General features: G+C 40.5%; 15 protein-coding genes, 1 rRNA gene and 1 riboswitch. Of the genes, 11 read left to right on the forward strand and 5 right to left on the reverse strand.

Annotated features, from left to right (window positions below):
• Nucleotides 1–32: 32 nt before the first annotated feature.
• From DW904_RS13685 to DW904_RS13710, 7 genes are all read left to right on the forward strand, one after another.
• Nucleotides 33–809 (forward strand): DUF4428 domain-containing protein, encoded by a 777-nt coding sequence (locus tag DW904_RS13685; RefSeq protein ID WP_118581474.1) that lies wholly within the window; start codon nucleotides 33–35, stop codon nucleotides 807–809.
• Between the two features lie 185 nt (nucleotides 810–994).
• Entirely contained in the window at nucleotides 995–2,113 is a 1,119-nt protein-coding gene (locus tag DW904_RS13690; RefSeq protein ID WP_226855147.1) for a histidine kinase N-terminal 7TM domain-containing protein, read from the forward strand.
• Nucleotides 2,114–2,128: 15 nt separating this feature from the next.
• Nucleotides 2,129–2,662, forward strand: coding sequence for a hypothetical protein (locus DW904_RS24050; RefSeq protein ID WP_226855149.1), 534 nt, complete (start codon nucleotides 2,129–2,131; stop codon nucleotides 2,660–2,662).
• The gene (locus DW904_RS13695; protein ID WP_118581477.1) at nucleotides 2,659–4,002 is read left to right on the forward strand and encodes an ATP-binding protein; all 1,344 of its coding nucleotides are present in this window, start codon (nucleotides 2,659–2,661) and stop codon (nucleotides 4,000–4,002) included. The genes DW904_RS24050 and DW904_RS13695 overlap by 4 nt, the downstream gene beginning before the upstream one ends.
• A complete protein-coding gene (locus tag DW904_RS13700) occupies nucleotides 3,950–4,576 on the forward strand; it encodes a response regulator transcription factor (RefSeq protein ID WP_118581480.1) in 627 nt (208 codons plus the stop codon). Before DW904_RS13695 ends, DW904_RS13700 begins: the two co-directional genes overlap by 53 nt.
• 39 nt (nucleotides 4,577–4,615) lie before the next feature.
• Nucleotides 4,616–5,467, forward strand: coding sequence for a hypothetical protein (locus DW904_RS13705; protein ID WP_118581483.1), 852 nt, complete (start codon nucleotides 4,616–4,618; stop codon nucleotides 5,465–5,467).
• A 122-nt stretch (nucleotides 5,468–5,589) separates the two neighbouring features.
• Nucleotides 5,590–6,114: a hypothetical protein gene (locus tag DW904_RS13710; RefSeq protein WP_118581486.1), complete on the forward strand. Its 525-nt coding sequence runs from the start codon at nucleotides 5,590–5,592 to the stop codon at nucleotides 6,112–6,114.
• A gap of 16 nt (nucleotides 6,115–6,130) precedes the next feature.
• Here DW904_RS13710 and DW904_RS22940 read toward each other — a convergent pair whose 3' ends face one another.
• From DW904_RS22940 to folE, 5 genes are all read right to left on the reverse strand, one after another.
• On the reverse strand, nucleotides 6,131–6,295 hold the full coding sequence (locus tag DW904_RS22940) for a hypothetical protein (RefSeq protein WP_173772581.1): 165 nt from the start codon (nucleotides 6,293–6,295) through the stop codon (nucleotides 6,131–6,133).
• 31 nt (nucleotides 6,296–6,326) lie between these two features.
• A complete protein-coding gene (gene folK, locus DW904_RS13715) occupies nucleotides 6,327–7,160 on the reverse strand; it encodes a 2-amino-4-hydroxy-6-hydroxymethyldihydropteridine diphosphokinase (RefSeq protein WP_118581489.1) in 834 nt (277 codons plus the stop codon).
• Between the two features lie 114 nt (nucleotides 7,161–7,274).
• Nucleotides 7,275–8,084, reverse strand: a complete 810-nt coding sequence (folP, locus tag DW904_RS13720) for a dihydropteroate synthase (protein ID WP_118581492.1) — start codon at nucleotides 8,082–8,084, stop codon at nucleotides 7,275–7,277.
• Between the two features lie 39 nt (nucleotides 8,085–8,123).
• Entirely contained in the window at nucleotides 8,124–8,621 is a 498-nt protein-coding gene (locus tag DW904_RS13725) for an HD domain-containing protein (protein WP_118581495.1), read from the reverse strand.
• Nucleotides 8,618–9,175, reverse strand: coding sequence for a GTP cyclohydrolase I FolE (gene folE, locus DW904_RS13730; protein ID WP_118581498.1), 558 nt, complete (start codon nucleotides 9,173–9,175; stop codon nucleotides 8,618–8,620). Before folE ends, DW904_RS13725 begins: the two co-directional genes overlap by 4 nt.
• A 251-nt stretch (nucleotides 9,176–9,426) precedes the next feature.
• Nucleotides 9,427–9,523, reverse strand: a riboswitch (THF riboswitch).
• Between the two features lie 133 nt (nucleotides 9,524–9,656).
• Here folE and DW904_RS13735 point away from each other — a divergent pair.
• The 4 genes from DW904_RS13735 to DW904_RS13750 form a co-directional block, all read left to right on the forward strand.
• Nucleotides 9,657–11,444 (forward strand): aminopeptidase P family protein, encoded by a 1,788-nt coding sequence (locus DW904_RS13735; RefSeq protein WP_118581501.1) that lies wholly within the window; start codon nucleotides 9,657–9,659, stop codon nucleotides 11,442–11,444.
• A 106-nt stretch (nucleotides 11,445–11,550) separates the two neighbouring features.
• Nucleotides 11,551–12,012 carry an 8-oxo-dGTP diphosphatase gene (locus DW904_RS13740; protein WP_118581504.1) on the forward strand — a complete coding sequence of 154 codons (462 nt, stop codon included), beginning with the start codon at nucleotides 11,551–11,553 and terminating at the stop codon, nucleotides 12,010–12,012.
• 108 nt (nucleotides 12,013–12,120) lie between these two features.
• Nucleotides 12,121–13,341, forward strand: a complete 1,221-nt coding sequence (locus tag DW904_RS13745; RefSeq protein ID WP_118581507.1) for a serpin family protein — start codon at nucleotides 12,121–12,123, stop codon at nucleotides 13,339–13,341.
• A 663-nt stretch (nucleotides 13,342–14,004) separates the two neighbouring features.
• Nucleotides 14,005–14,218 (forward strand): 16S ribosomal RNA (locus DW904_RS13750); the annotation flags it as partial.

Here is a 14,218-nt window from a genome sequence, read left to right on the forward strand (position 1 = left end):
GATTCTGGTGCGGCAGAAAAGAAAGGAAAGCTATGGGATTATTTGATAAGAAAATCTGTGATATCTGCGGAGAAAAAATAGGTTTACTGGGGAATCGAAAATTAGATGACGGAAATCTATGTAAAAACTGTGCCAAAAAATTATCACCATGGTTTGAGGAACGGCGGCACAGTACGGTAGAGGATATAAAACGTCAATTGGAATATCGTGAAAATAACAAAAAGGCAGTAATGGATTTTGGCATAACCCGTCAGATCAGTACCAGAAATTATACTGTTTTCATTGATGATCATAAGAGAAATTTTACTGTTGCACGAAAACTGGATGTCAATGAAAATCCGGATATAGTTCCTTTATCCGCTATTGTACAGTGTAGAGTAGAGGTGGATCGACAACAGATTGAGAAAACCTATACAAAGGATGGAAAGACAGTAAGCTATCAGCCGCCAATATATGACTATGAGTTTGATTATACTATGCGCATTAAGGTTAACACTCCATGGTTTGACGATATGGATTTTCGTCTGAATACTTTTTCCATAAGCAGTGAAAAGAGAGGCGAATTGATGGAAGTGGAGCAGACTGGACATCAGATCATTGCGGCTTTGACACAAAATGATGCCGGAATACAGCCTGGAACGAGCATGAACACAGGGATGCAGCCTGGAATGAGCATGAACGCAGGAATGCGTCCTGGAATGAACATGAACCCAGGAATGCAACCTGATAGCGGATCGTGGAGATGCCAGTGTGGTGCAGAGAATGTGGGAAGGTTCTGCGAATATTGTGGTCAGCCAAGACCGTTTTAAGTAATGAAAAACAGAGTGGACATGATTGTTCACTCTGTTCGTGATAATAGGGTTATTGTTCATTCTAAACCAGTGACCAATAATCGGAAAACTCTGAAAATTGACAATTTCTCTAAAAACTATATAATAAAACAGAGCTTTATAGTATACTTGTTATAAAAGTATACAATGAGAGAGGAATTTTCATGACATATAATAAAAAGAGGATGTTGTCGTATGGAGTAATTCTGATAAGCGTGCTTCTGGCTTATTTCTGCAGGCTGGTAAGACCGAAAAATACTTTTGCAAGAAATTTTGCAGACCAGTGCCGCAATTGTATTTACCTGGGGCTGTACTGTGCCTGGGTAATCTATCTGGAAAAGCATGTAGTATATAAAAAAATGCGCAGATGTCTGACTGCAATTGGTTGTCTGATGGTATTCTGGTTCTTTGTAAGAACAGTGAAATTTCATATTTTTCATGAATCTCTTGGAGAACATATATGTTGGTATCTGTATTATATTCCGATGATCTTGATCCCTGTTTTAGGTCTGTCAGCAGCATTGTTTTTTGTTGAAAAAGATGAAGAAAAAACGGTCAGACAAATCATAATTCTTTTGACTGTGGCGGCAGTATTGATCATAAGTGTTTTTACAAATGATTTGCATCAGCTGGTGTTTCGGTTTTCTAAACAGCCTCCATTTTCGGATAGGGATTATAGTTATGGTATTCTTTTTGCAGTGATTCAGGGGTGGATGCTGAGTTGTCTGACAGGAATGGAAATTATTCTGATCAGAAAAAGCAGGATTCCGGGAAAGAAACAGTTTTGGCTGCCAGTCATTCCAGGAATATTGCTTCTGGGATGGAATGTTGGAAATATATTTCATTTGTCTTTCATCAAAACCCTTGCAGGGGATATGACAGCAGTGTGTTGTCTTTTAATGGCAGCAATTTATCAGGGCTGTATAGTATGCGGATTGATACAGACAAACAATCGATATTTTGAATTATTCCAGACTTCAGGAGGGCTAGACGCAGAGATTACAGATGATTCTTTTCAGCGTTATTATCATTCTGGTGATTTTCCCAAGCTTTCTCCTGAAATGCGTACAATGATCATTCACAGATCATCTGTGCAGGAACAGGGAATCCGGATCAACCATATTCCCATAAGGGGAGGACATCTGTTTTGGTCAGAAGATATTTCAATATTGCTGGATCAATATCAGGATATTCGGGAACAGCAGGAAGAACTGACTGCCAGAAACAGACTGCTGCAGAAAACCTATGAGAAAGAAGCGGAGCGAAGAAAAACAGAAGAATAGAATCGGCTGTTAAACATGATACAGAATCAGACTGCCGGACAGCTGGAATTGCTGTCGCAGTTGATGGATGAACTGGAAAGGACGGAATCAAGGGAACGATATGATCTGCTTCTCGGTAAAATTGTAGTTATTGGTACATATTTGAAGCGGAGAAAAAATCTGGTATTGACACAATATACATCAGATGGAAATGTGCTTACTATGGAAGATCTCAGGCAAAGTCTTGCAGAATCCTGTGACAGTTTAAAATTATGCAGGATCCGGGCTGCTTATTATGTGGAAAATGGAGATATTCAGCTGAATGCAGAGGATATACTAAAATGCTATGATACCTTTGAATGGCTTGCAGAACGGCTATCTGATGTGATGCAGTCTATGTTTTACCGTGTGTCGCAGATTGATGATGATCTTCGGATTTCCGTTCACATTGCATCAGAGGCAGATCTGTGCGGCTTAATGTCAGAAAGACCGGACCTTAAAGTGCAGCAGGAAGATGAAAAAGAATGGTTTGTTGGGTGCAGCATATTCAGAAAGAGAGGCGGCAGATGAATAGTTTTGTAGAATGCAGCATAGCAATGCAGAATTTTCTGATGATTCTTCTGGAAATCTGCCTGATTTTGGAACTTATTCTCTTTCTGTTAAGAATCACCTGTTTTTCCGGGAAAAAGAAAGTGATAACGGCAATAACTGTTTTTGCAGTTTCTTTTGTTCTTATGGTTTCTTTGATGAATGAGCATAGATATAGTATTGGAGAAAGTGCATATCAGCCAATGCTCCAGGATTATCCGGTCAGTATTTTAGCAGCAGGGATTGTTGCATTGACATTTTATCTTTGTTGGGCAATCTGGAAGGAGAGATACAAATATAATCATTCCTTGTCGTACTGGTCTGTGAATGAAGCTGTGGATGACGTTCCGTGTGGAGTATGCTTTTCGGATTCACTTGGAAGGATCGTTTTGTGTAATACCAAGATGCAGGAATTGTGCAGAATGATGACGGGGGCTTATCTGCAGGATTATGATACATTGCGAAAAGCAATGGACAATGAAATTGCATCAGAAGGGCTTATTAGATTAAGCGAAGACAGTAACGTGTTTTATTTGCCAGATGATTCTGTCTGGATGTTTCAGGAATATCGTCTGCAGGAGCCGGATTGTGCAGGATATCTGCAGACAGTAGCAGTTAATGTATCAGAAATTTACTATAATAGTGAAAAGATCAGGGCAAACAATGAAAAGCTGGAAATCCTGAATCATAAGCTGGAGGAAATGTACAAAAAAATCGGTGATAAAATCAGAGAGCAGGAAACACTTGCTTTGAAAATGCAAGTCCATGACAATTTTGGGCGAAGTCTTCTGTCAATACGCAGAATATTGGAGAGAAAAGAAAATCAGGACAAAATGGATAAACAATTGTCTGCATTGAAGCATCTGGTTTATATTCTTACCGGTTCTGCCGTAGAGAGTATGGAAAAGCTGTATGAGGATACGATTAAACATGCAGAGGAGCTTGGGATTTCGGTTCAGATCAGCGGAAACTTTCCTTTATATCCATCTTACAGAGTTCTGGCAGACAGAGCAATCCGTGAATGTGTGACAAACTGTGCCAGACATGCCCACGGCAATGTTGTTTTTGTGAAGATAGACAAATATGCAAATGAATACAACATCCGGATCACCAATGATGGAGATGCGCCTGAAAAAAATGCGGAAGAAGGCGGTGGTTTGTCTGCACTGAGAAAAGCAGCCGAATCAATGAACTGCACAATGCAAATTTCATTTGTCCCTGAGTTTTGTCTGATATTGAAGATGCCGCTGACAGAAAGGATGAGTTTGGATGGTACGTGTACTGATAGTAGAAGATCAGAAGATCATGCAGAAGTATTTTGAATATATTCTTATGCAGAATCCGGAATTTCGACATGTTCAGACAATTTCGGATGCCCGTGAAGCTGTAAAAATCTGTGATTATTCAGTAATAGATCTTGTAATCATGGATGTTCAGACATTTCATAATCACGATGGGCTGAGCGCCGGAAAAATGATCAGGGAAAAGTACCCATATACAAAGGTATTGGTTGTTACGTCTCTGATCGATCCCAAGGTGCTGGAAAGAGCAAAAAGCGGATGTGCGGACAGTCTCTGGTATAAAGATCACGGTGAAGAGGATATACGGAGTGTGATTTACAGAACCTTAAATGGTGAGCGTGTATTTCCGGATATAACGCCAAAGGTGGAACTTAACTGGATCACAAGCGGTGATATCAGTCCAAGACAACTGGAAATGCTGCGTTTGTATATTCATGGGATGTCCTATTCGGAGATTGCAAGGAAAATGGATTGTTCGACTTCCGGGGTAAGATGGAATTTTCAGGAAATGATTGACAAGGCAGGATATAGCTGTAAGGAAGATCTGATAGCAGCTGCGTTGGAAAGTAAATTGATTGTAACCACACTGAAATAGAAAGGCATAGGCATATTCTGACAGGAAGGAGCTGAAAGTATGAAAAAATTTTCTATTGCTGTATGTGTTTGCGCAGTACTGTTTTCTTTTAGTAACTACGGTGAATGTGTGAGAGAAGTATCTGCCCAAACTTCTGGGGCAGAAGAGAATCTGGCAATTTTGCAAGACATTATCAGAGAAAATGAATGCCAGGCTGGAATGGCATTTCTGGGCTACACTTATGAAAATGCAGATACATCAGAGATACTTGAATATACCAGGCAGGAAGAATTGGCTGCGGCTTATCCTTTTTTGCAGGATGGAACTGTTGTTGATGCAGGAGGTTATGAAATCTATGCTATTGTTCCAGGACTTGATTGTAAGATCAGTATTTATCCGACTCAGGTTACGGAAGAAGGGGAATATTTGGAAGATCTGAACAATCCATGGTATATGGGGCAGGAAAATGAAGTCATTATCCTGCGCTGCAATATGAGCGAGATTTTTTCCAATGTAATGGTTTCTGTGCAGAAGCAGAATATGAGTGTGCAATACCATCCTATGGTATCGCTAAAGGATGGACACCTTGCAGCGGAAGCCTACTGCTATGATTTTTCAATATATTATGATTGGGATGAGTATCAATCAGAGTATGATTATTCATTGGATATAAATATTGCCAGGGACTTGATTGCGCAAACAGACGAAGTTAGTTATTACCTTGGTCTTGGAATGTCCCTGTGGTATACCGGTACGGAGGAGTATATTGAGGGAAGAAACTGTCCGGTATTTGTTATAGGGACAGATCATGAGGAACATTTTACAAAAGAAAAATATTATGCGGCAGGAGATAATGTGGTTTATTATTACGATCCGTTAGGCGATGCGTGGCTTTTGCTGGGAGCTGGCTGACAGACGGATTTTGGTATATGCTGACAGAAGATTCATCAGGGCGTGCAGATTGCAGGAATGATTTTTTAAACAGGCTTTCGTATATAACAGAGATTGATTAATTGGGGAAAGAGGAAACAGACATGAATGATTTTTTAACAGAAAAGAATAAAAAAACAGGAGTGTTAGGAAAACTGAAATGGGTTCTTTGTGGCTTCTGTATACTTTTTACTCTGGGAGCTATTGGCGCAGCAGAGAAATATATTGGTGAAGGACGCTGGGGAATGGCAGCAACGGAGATTATACTGGGATTGTTATTTTTGTATCCCACCTTCCGGGAAATCCAGAAAGCATTGAAGAAGAAAAAAGCCAGAGAAATAGCCTGTTGGTTTGAATCTTATGCCCAGAGCACGCTCTCATTTGAGAAGTTTGAGACTGAGATGGGAAAAGATGCTGTAAGGAAACTGGAAAAAATGATTGCCAAAGGGTATATTCGAAATATTCAGATAGACAGAGAAGAAAATTATATATTGATTACTGCACCAAACAGACGTGTGAATGAGAAGATTTATATTACAGTTACCTGTCCCAGCTGCGGTGCAAAGAATCAGATAATAAAAGGCCGCCTGTGCAACTGTGAATATTGCGGACAGCGTCTCAATTCCTGACAGCAGATGCGAATTATTACACAAGGGGCTGCCTGTTTTCCGGCAGCCCCAATGTTAGATTGTCACTTGTTAAGTTGGTTGAACCGCTGTATACGGAACCGTACGGTGGCGTGATAGCACGGATTACGAATGCGGTCGGCAGCTGTGGGAGCGTCATAGGCGCGGAACAGCTGACTTTCATATGTGATGTCTCCGGTAGGCGACATGTTCGTTTAGCGGCAAAGAAGAATATTTAAAAGCTGTGAAATTGTCTGATTTAGTACAGGATGCCTGAGGTAAGGGGCAATCTGGTTCATAGGAGCCAGCACAAAGTCACGATTCTGCATATCCGGATGGGGGATGTGAAGATCTGCAGTATCAATGATTTCCTGATCATAAAAGAGAATATCCAGATCCAGAGTACGAGGACCCCAGTGAATAATACGTTCCCGGTTTGCCTCCTGTTCCAGCTGATGAAGACGTTCCAGCAATTCTTCCGGTGAAAGAAGGGTACGCATTTTCAAAACTCCATTCAGAAATTCATCCTGATCGGTAACACCATAAGGTTCTGTTACAAGATAATCAGAAACGGCCTCTATCCGGCATCCTTTTGTTTTTTTCAAACCACGTATCCCATTGTCGATGAACAGCTTTTTATCTCCCATATTAGAGCCAAAAGCAATGTATGCAGTATGCCATTTTCTTGTGATTTCCACAGATACGGTTTTCAGTGGAAGACCAACAGGAGCCCATGGCTTTTCAATTTTCAGTGTGATCTGTTCCAGACCGGAAAGAGAGTCGAGCAGCATCTCTGCAAGATTTTCTGCAAGTGCTTCCAGAAGCTTAAAAGTATGTTTTCTGGTGAAATCTGTAATCATGTGGCTGACTTCTCCGTAATTGATAGAAGCAGACAGATCGTCCGTTAACCCGGCCTGACGTGTGTGGGTAAAGAGGGTGGCAGAAATAACAAATTTTTGTCCAAGTACATTTTCTTCCGGATAGACACCATGGTTGGCAAAAATTTCCAGTTCTTTAATTTCTATTTTATCAAATCTGGTTTCATCCATAACAGTTGTTCCTTTCTGTTGACTATTTACAATTTTGAGGAATTTGAACGCAATCGTTTCGCGACTGCGTTCATGAGCAAGTAGCAAAGCGGATTGCGAATGTCCTCTTTACTCTCAATTACAACCCCAAATTGCTTCTGTCATCTGGATCACGCGTCTGTTCTCCTTGACATCATGAACACGCACAAAAGAACAGCCCTTCATCACACCAATTACACTGGTAGCCAGTGTTCCCTCTACACGCTGGTCTACAGGCAGGTCAAGTGCCAGTCCGATCATCGACTTGCGTGAGGTGCCAAGAAGAACCGGAAAGCCCAGATTCTTAAAAAGCTCCAGATGCTTCATAGTTTCCAGATTCATCTCAAATGTTTTTCCAAACCCAACCCCTGGATCGAGAATGATTTTCTCATCTTTGATTCCTGCTTTTCTTGCAAGATTGACACATTCCTGTGTCTCAGAAAGCATATCAATGAGAAAATTGTTATATTCTGTATTGGACTTATTGTGCATGAGACAGCATGCAGCATCATATTTGGCAATTACAGCGCCCATTTCAGAATCATATTTTAATCCCCAGATATCGTTGACCAGATCTGCACCGGCCTGAATCGCACTTTCTGCCACGCTGCTTTTGAAGGTATCTACAGAAATGGGAATGTCAAAACGTTTTCTGACCGCTTCGATAACGGGCAAAACTCTCTGAGCTTCTTCCTCTGCACTGACCGGCGTGTGTCCGGGACGCGTAGACTCCCCGCCAATATCGATAATATCCGCACCATCCGCGATCATGGCTTCTGTATGCCGCAAAGCTTCATCTAAATGATTCCATTTCCCGCCATCGGAAAAAGAATCAGGAGTAATATTTAAAATTCCCATTATATAAGTGTGATTTTGTGTATCAAAAAAACGATTTCCAATTTTCATAAATAGAAACCATCCTTTCTGTTAGATTTTTTAGAAGGCTTAATATTCAATTGTCAGATTTTTTTTCTCAGAAGGCCAGTAACATTCTGAAGCTGCTGAACAGGAAAAACAATTTCTGGACTTTTTATCAGCCTTATATAGCAGCATAGCCAATACATTATCAGATCCATCCGTCCTGTGCTGACTGATCGCAGATAATATTTCCTCTTTTTCCTGCTCTGTAAAATGCAGATCGGCCAGAATCTTTCCGGCTATTTCAGCTCCTGCAATGTCATGAGAAATACCCGACAGATATTGCTGCGCACGGCCAATGTCATGAAGAAGAGCAGTGGCATAAATGATTTCCCTGGACAGATTAAGCTTGTTTTCCAGAGAATAAATATACATCAGCCTGGCAACATCCAGAAAGTGTTCCGGCGTATGTCTGCAGAAAATACGATCTTTTTCAAGCTCCTGTATTTTCTCACAGTGCTTTTGATAAAGGGGATGCCGCCAGATTAAAGAAATACGGTTTGTTTCAGAAAAAGAACTGCTCATTTTCCGACCATGGAAAGGAACATTTTCTGCAGCTCCTTATCTTCTTTGAAGGCTCCGCGGGTTACAGTCGTAATTGTTTTGCTTCCTGGCTTTTTAACGCCTCGCATGGTCATGCAGGTGTGTTCTGCTTCCAGCATAACCATAATTCCCTTCGGAGAGAGGGCACGCTCCAGAGCGTCCGCAATCTGTACTGTGAGGCGTTCCTGGATCTGCGGTCTTCTGGCATAAACCTCTACCGTACGTGCCAGCTTGCTTAACCCTGTGACTTTTCCATCGGGAATATAAGCCAGGTGCGCCTTACCATAAAAAGGCATCAGATGATGCTCGCACATAGAGTAAAAAGTAATATCTTTTTCCAATACGATCTCATTATTTTCTACTGGAAACTGCTTCAGTAAATGGTGATCTGCTTCCTGATCGAGACCACCGTAAATTTCCTCGCACATACGTGCAATTCTGTCGGGAGTATCAATCAGTCCCTCCCGGGTAATATCCTCACCGATTCCTTCCAGAAGCAGGCGGATGGCCTGTTCTACTTTTTGTTTGTCAACCATTAAAAATAACCTCCTTTGTATTTGATTGCGGAGACTATCCTTTTTTGATAAAACCGGGGAAGGATTTTCGAATTCGAATATCTGCCTGCTTAATACGCAAAAAAGGATATCTCCAATTGTGATAGAATGTATGTCGAAAACATTCCCTTGAGCCTGTTAAAAAACGTTTCCACAAATCGCAACGTGCGTCTTGTAGAAAATCCCTTTCAGGCAGGCTCTGACACAATATGAGATATCCCTCTTATAGTGCTTGCAACGGGTGCGGATAATATACCGTAAGACGTGCTTTTCGTTTCAGTGACAACTCCCCATTCACCGAACACTTGACGCATAAAATCCTATTTTGCATATCATTCATTTCGAAAGGTAGTATATCACGTCTTTTGGGAATAGAAAAGTGTTTTTTCTTAAACAGGTTGCGAAAGGGTAACGTGGATATTATAATAGGAATAGACAAAATTCACTGGAAGGAGTCAGTTTTATGACAGTTAAAGAACGAATCACCGCACTTCGGGAAGTAATGGCAGAGAAGAAAATAGATGCTTATCTTGTTCCCACAGATGATTTTCATGCATCTGAATATGTAGGAGAATATTTTAAGTGCAGAAAATATATTACAGGTTTTACCGGATCTGCCGGCAGAGCAGTCATCATGCAGGATATGGCTGGATTGTGGACAGATGGAAGATATTTCATCCAGGCGGCCGCACAGCTGGAGGGAACGGGTGTAGAGCTTTTTAAAATGGGAGAACCAGATGTTCCCACTGTGCACCAGTTTCTGGAAGAAAAATTAGGCGAGGGAATGTGCCTTGGTTTTGACGGAAGAACCGTCAGCGCCGAAGAAGCAGATGAACTGACCGAACTTCTTGCAAAAAAAGGAGCCACTCTTCAGACGGATTCTGATCTGGTAGGAGAAATCTGGGAAGATCGTCCGGCACTTTCCTGTGAACCGGTTATGGAACTGGATGTAAAATGGGCAGGCGAATCCCGTGCTGACAAATGTGCAAGAATCCGTAAATCAATGGAAGAGAAAGGTGCAGATGGATTTGTACTGACTTCTCTGGATGACATTGCATGGCTGCTGAATATTCGTGGCGGCGATGTACATTGCTGTCCGGTTGTTCTCTCTTATCTGATAATGACAAAAACAGAAATCAGGCTGTTTGCAAATGAAAAAGCATTTTCGGCTTCAATTCTGGACGCATTATCTAAGGATGGCGTAACCATTCTGCCCTATGACAGCATTTATGAATATGTAAAAACATTTGAGAAAGACATGACAGTTCTTCTTTGTAAAAAGAAAGCCAACTGTCGTCTGGTAAACAGTATTCCGAAGGAAGTAACGATTCTGGATGAAGCTAACCTGACTTTTCTTCCAAAATCAATTAAAAATCCAGTAGAAGTAGAAAATGAACGTATCGCTCATATCAAAGACGGAGTTGCGCTTACCAAATTCATCTGCTGGCTAAAGAAAAATGTTGGCAAAATTACAATGACAGAGTTAAGCGCAGGAGAGAAGCTGTACAGCTTCCGTGCCCAGCAGGAGAACTTTATCGACAACAGCTTTGACCCCATTATTTCTTATGGCATTCATGCTGCAATCAACCATTATTCTGCAACATCAGAGACAGATATTGCCATTGAGCCTGGCAATTTCCTTCTGGCAGACACAGGTGGACACTATTACGAAGGTACTACAGATACCACCCGCACAATTGCTATGGGCACTGTGAATGACGAGCAGAAGAAATATTTTACCGCTGTTTTACGTGGTATGCTGAACCTTGGAAATGCCAAATTCCGTTATGGCTGTACTGGTGTAAATCTGGATTATCTGGCGCGTGGTCCGCTGTGGGAAATGGGACAGGATTTTAATCATGGAACAGGACATGGAGTTGGTTATCTTCTGAATGTTCATGAAGGACCAAACAGCTTCCGCTGGAGAATTATTCAGGGAGATAATGCAGTACTGGAAGAGGGTATGATTACATCAGATGAGCCTGGATACTATGTGGAAAACCAATATGGAATCCGCCACGAAAACCTGCTTGTATGCAAAAAAGCAGAGAAAACTACATTCGGCCAGTTCATGTGCTTTGAACATCTGACTATGGTACCGTTTGATCTGGATGCTGTTGTTCCCGAGCTGATGACTGTGCAGGAACGGGCACTTCTTAATAATTATCATGCACAGGTATATAAAAAGATTTCTCCATATCTGGAAGAAGAGGAAAAAGAATGGCTGAAAGAAGCTACACGCGAAATCTGAAGCTAACCATTTAAAACAGTAAACAGGGGCATGTATAAAACTGATATGCATCGCCCTTGTTTTATATTTTACAGAAAAAAAGCAGTGCTTGCGGGAAGGAGAATAAATGACAATAACTACTTTATGCTATATCGAAAACGATGGCAAATATTTGATGCTTCACAGAGTAAAAAAGCAAAATGACATAAATAAAGGCAAATGGATCGGTGTAGGTGGACATACAGAAGATCAGGAATCCCCTGAAGAATGTCTTCTGCGTGAAGTAAAAGAAGAAACAGGACTCACACTTACTTCCTACAAATTTCGTGGCCTGGTAACCTTTATAAACAGCGAATGTGAATCTGAGCTTATGTGTGTATTTACAGCCGATGGATATACCGGAGAACTGATTGAATGCAATGAAGGCGAACTATGCTGGGTTGATAAGAAAATAGTGCCAGAGCTTCCTACATGGGAAGGTGATAAAGTTTTTCTGAACCTGCTTTTTTCAGAGGAAAAACGTTTTTTCTCTGTTAAACTACAATATGAGGGAGAGCTGCTTGTAAATACGGAAATTCGCTTATACTAAATGAAAATTAATATAACAGAAAGAAGAAACAAATATGTTAAAATAAAACAAAAACTTGCAGAAAACCTTTGCTAAAAGGACTTTATCGACCGTACAAGGAGGTTATACATGAATAAAATAAAACTTTTTGCTGGAGCACTGACGTTCATGACAACCATGGCTCCTCCAATCCATGCATATGCTGCCACAGCCAGTCACGCAGAATTAAATGCAGCTGAAAAGAACATTGATCTTGATAAATCAGTTAATCTGCAGAATTCTATTAACCTTACAGATGAAATAGCCAAAGAAAATCAGGATTCCAATATAATGTTCAGCCCCACAAGCCTTAACTTCGCCCTTGGCATGATTGCAGAAGGTGCCAAGGGCGAAACGAAAAACGCATTAAATGAATATTTAGGAACCGATGATTTTGCAGCATATGCCAGAAAGTATATGAATGTAATTAAAAGCTATAATACAGAAGACGAAAATTATGGTTATACATCGAAATTAAAAATTGCAGATGCTTTATGGGTAAATCGGGGACTGACTCTGCAGGAACAATTTCAAAAAAATGCAGAAGATAATTTTGAAGCAAAGGCTGAAATTCTTGATTTTTCTGATAAAGAAAACACATGCAACACTATTAATGCATGGTGCAATGAAAATACAGATGGGCTGATTCCGGAAATTATGAAACCTGATATGCTTAATGAAAACAGTGAATTGTGTCTCACCAATTCATTGTATTTTGAATCCGGATGGTCCCAGGATCCATGGGATGTTTCTGATGAAAAAGAAAAATTCGGCGATAACGAAGAAACAAAGTACATGACAAGCATCGGTGATAATTACTATGAAAATGACGCGGCAATAGCATTTGAAAAATACTATGCAAATAATCTGAGCTTCATTGGAATTTTGCCGAAAGCAGAAGGAGATTTTACTCTTGATGAGCTGGATATTGAAGGTCTTCTGAAATCAGAACCGGAATACGATGAAGTTAACTGTAAAATGCCTAAGTTGAATTTTGAAACAACCGCTGAGTTAAGTGATATCCTCAGCAGAATAGGACTTGAGAATGTTTTTTCAGACGCTGCTGATTTTTCAGGCATTGCAGATAAAGCGGTTCATGTCAGTTCTGTTTTACAGAAAACAAAGCTGGAACTAGACGAAAATGGAACTAAGGCTGCCGCTGTGACTGCAGTGACAATGGAATGCATGTCTGCAATGGATACGGATCCGATTATAAAAGATGTTGAGCTGACACGGCCATTTGCATTTCTGATCTACGACAGTGCAAATGAGGAAGTGCTGTTTATGGGAAAAGTTCTAACGGTACAGTGACAGAAATTCTTCCATTATGAAAACAATTTAATTAAAAAATGAAAGAAAATATATTTGATGTATATTATGGCGTACTTGTTATGATAGGACTTTTCAGATTGAGTGTTTTATTGGGCTGCAATATGGAGATTGCTGCGAAAAAATCTAAAAGATTTTTGTAAGATTTTGTAAAAAGTGCTTGACGATTCCTTGCGATAGTGGTATAGTAAATAAGCTGTCGCAAGGAATTGCTTCTGAAATGCTGAAAAATAAAATAGTTTTCAGAAAATTTAAATTAACTGTTGACAATCGACTGAACTTATGGTAAAGTAATCAAGTCGCTTGAACAGAACGACAGAAATAAACAACTTTATACAGCTTCTTGAAGGTCTGAAAAACTTTTGAAAAAAGTGCTTGACAAGATCTGAAAGATATGATAAAGTAAATAGGCTGTCGCAAAGAGATGGCAGACAAACAACCTTGATAACTAAACAGTGAAACACATACGATTCTCGAAAATTCTTAACGAATCATCATTCAAATGAATGAACTTTTTATAACAGTAATGACGAGAGATAACTAAGCTAGTTGGTTGTCTTGAGTGCATCAAACACTTCGTGAGCTTTGCTCACTCAGTGATGCGCAATTTAGCCGCTGCAAGCAGCGCTGAATTGCTGACACACTTTATCAGAGAGTTTGATCCTGGCTCAGGATGAACGCTGGCGGCGTGCTTAACACATGCAAGTCGAACGGGAAATACTTTATTGAAACTTCGGTGGATTTAATTTATTTCTAGTGGCGGACGGGTGAGTAACGCGTGGGTAACCTGCCTTATACTGGGGGATAACAGCCAGAAATGACTGCTAATACCGCATAAGCGCACAGAACCGCATGGTTC

Origin of the sequence: Ruminococcus sp. AM42-11 (assembly GCF_003480145.1) — a bacterium.
In the GTDB taxonomy this organism is placed as follows: Bacteria; Bacillota; Clostridia; order Lachnospirales; family Lachnospiraceae; genus Blautia_A; species Blautia_A faecis.

Excerpts from the sequence above, each read along its gene's own strand:
- DW904_RS13735 (WP_118581501.1), top strand. The coding sequence starts at position 9,657 with ATGACAGTTAAAGAACGAATCACCGCACTTCGGGAAGTAATGGCAGAG.
- DW904_RS24050 (WP_226855149.1), top strand. The coding sequence starts at position 2,129 with ATGATACAGAATCAGACTGCCGGACAGCTGGAATTGCTGTCGCAGTTG.
- DW904_RS13705 (WP_118581483.1), top strand. The coding sequence starts at position 4,616 with ATGAAAAAATTTTCTATTGCTGTATGTGTTTGCGCAGTACTGTTTTCT.
- DW904_RS22940 (WP_173772581.1), bottom strand. The coding sequence starts at position 6,295 with ATGAAAGTCAGCTGTTCCGCGCCTATGACGCTCCCACAGCTGCCGACC.
- folE (WP_118581498.1), bottom strand. The coding sequence starts at position 9,175 with ATGGTTGACAAACAAAAAGTAGAACAGGCCATCCGCCTGCTTCTGGAA.
- DW904_RS13685 (WP_118581474.1), top strand. The coding sequence starts at position 33 with ATGGGATTATTTGATAAGAAAATCTGTGATATCTGCGGAGAAAAAATA.
- DW904_RS13740 (WP_118581504.1), top strand. The coding sequence starts at position 11,551 with ATGACAATAACTACTTTATGCTATATCGAAAACGATGGCAAATATTTG.
- folK (WP_118581489.1), bottom strand. The coding sequence starts at position 7,160 with ATGGATGAAACCAGATTTGATAAAATAGAAATTAAAGAACTGGAAATT.
- DW904_RS13700 (WP_118581480.1), top strand. The coding sequence starts at position 3,950 with ATGGTACGTGTACTGATAGTAGAAGATCAGAAGATCATGCAGAAGTAT.
- DW904_RS13725 (WP_118581495.1), bottom strand. The coding sequence starts at position 8,621 with ATGAGCAGTTCTTTTTCTGAAACAAACCGTATTTCTTTAATCTGGCGG.
- DW904_RS13745 (WP_118581507.1), top strand. The coding sequence starts at position 12,121 with ATGAATAAAATAAAACTTTTTGCTGGAGCACTGACGTTCATGACAACC.
- DW904_RS13690 (WP_226855147.1), top strand. The coding sequence starts at position 995 with ATGACATATAATAAAAAGAGGATGTTGTCGTATGGAGTAATTCTGATA.
- DW904_RS13695 (WP_118581477.1), top strand. The coding sequence starts at position 2,659 with ATGAATAGTTTTGTAGAATGCAGCATAGCAATGCAGAATTTTCTGATG.
- DW904_RS13710 (WP_118581486.1), top strand. The coding sequence starts at position 5,590 with ATGAATGATTTTTTAACAGAAAAGAATAAAAAAACAGGAGTGTTAGGA.
- folP (WP_118581492.1), bottom strand. The coding sequence starts at position 8,084 with ATGAAAATTGGAAATCGTTTTTTTGATACACAAAATCACACTTATATA.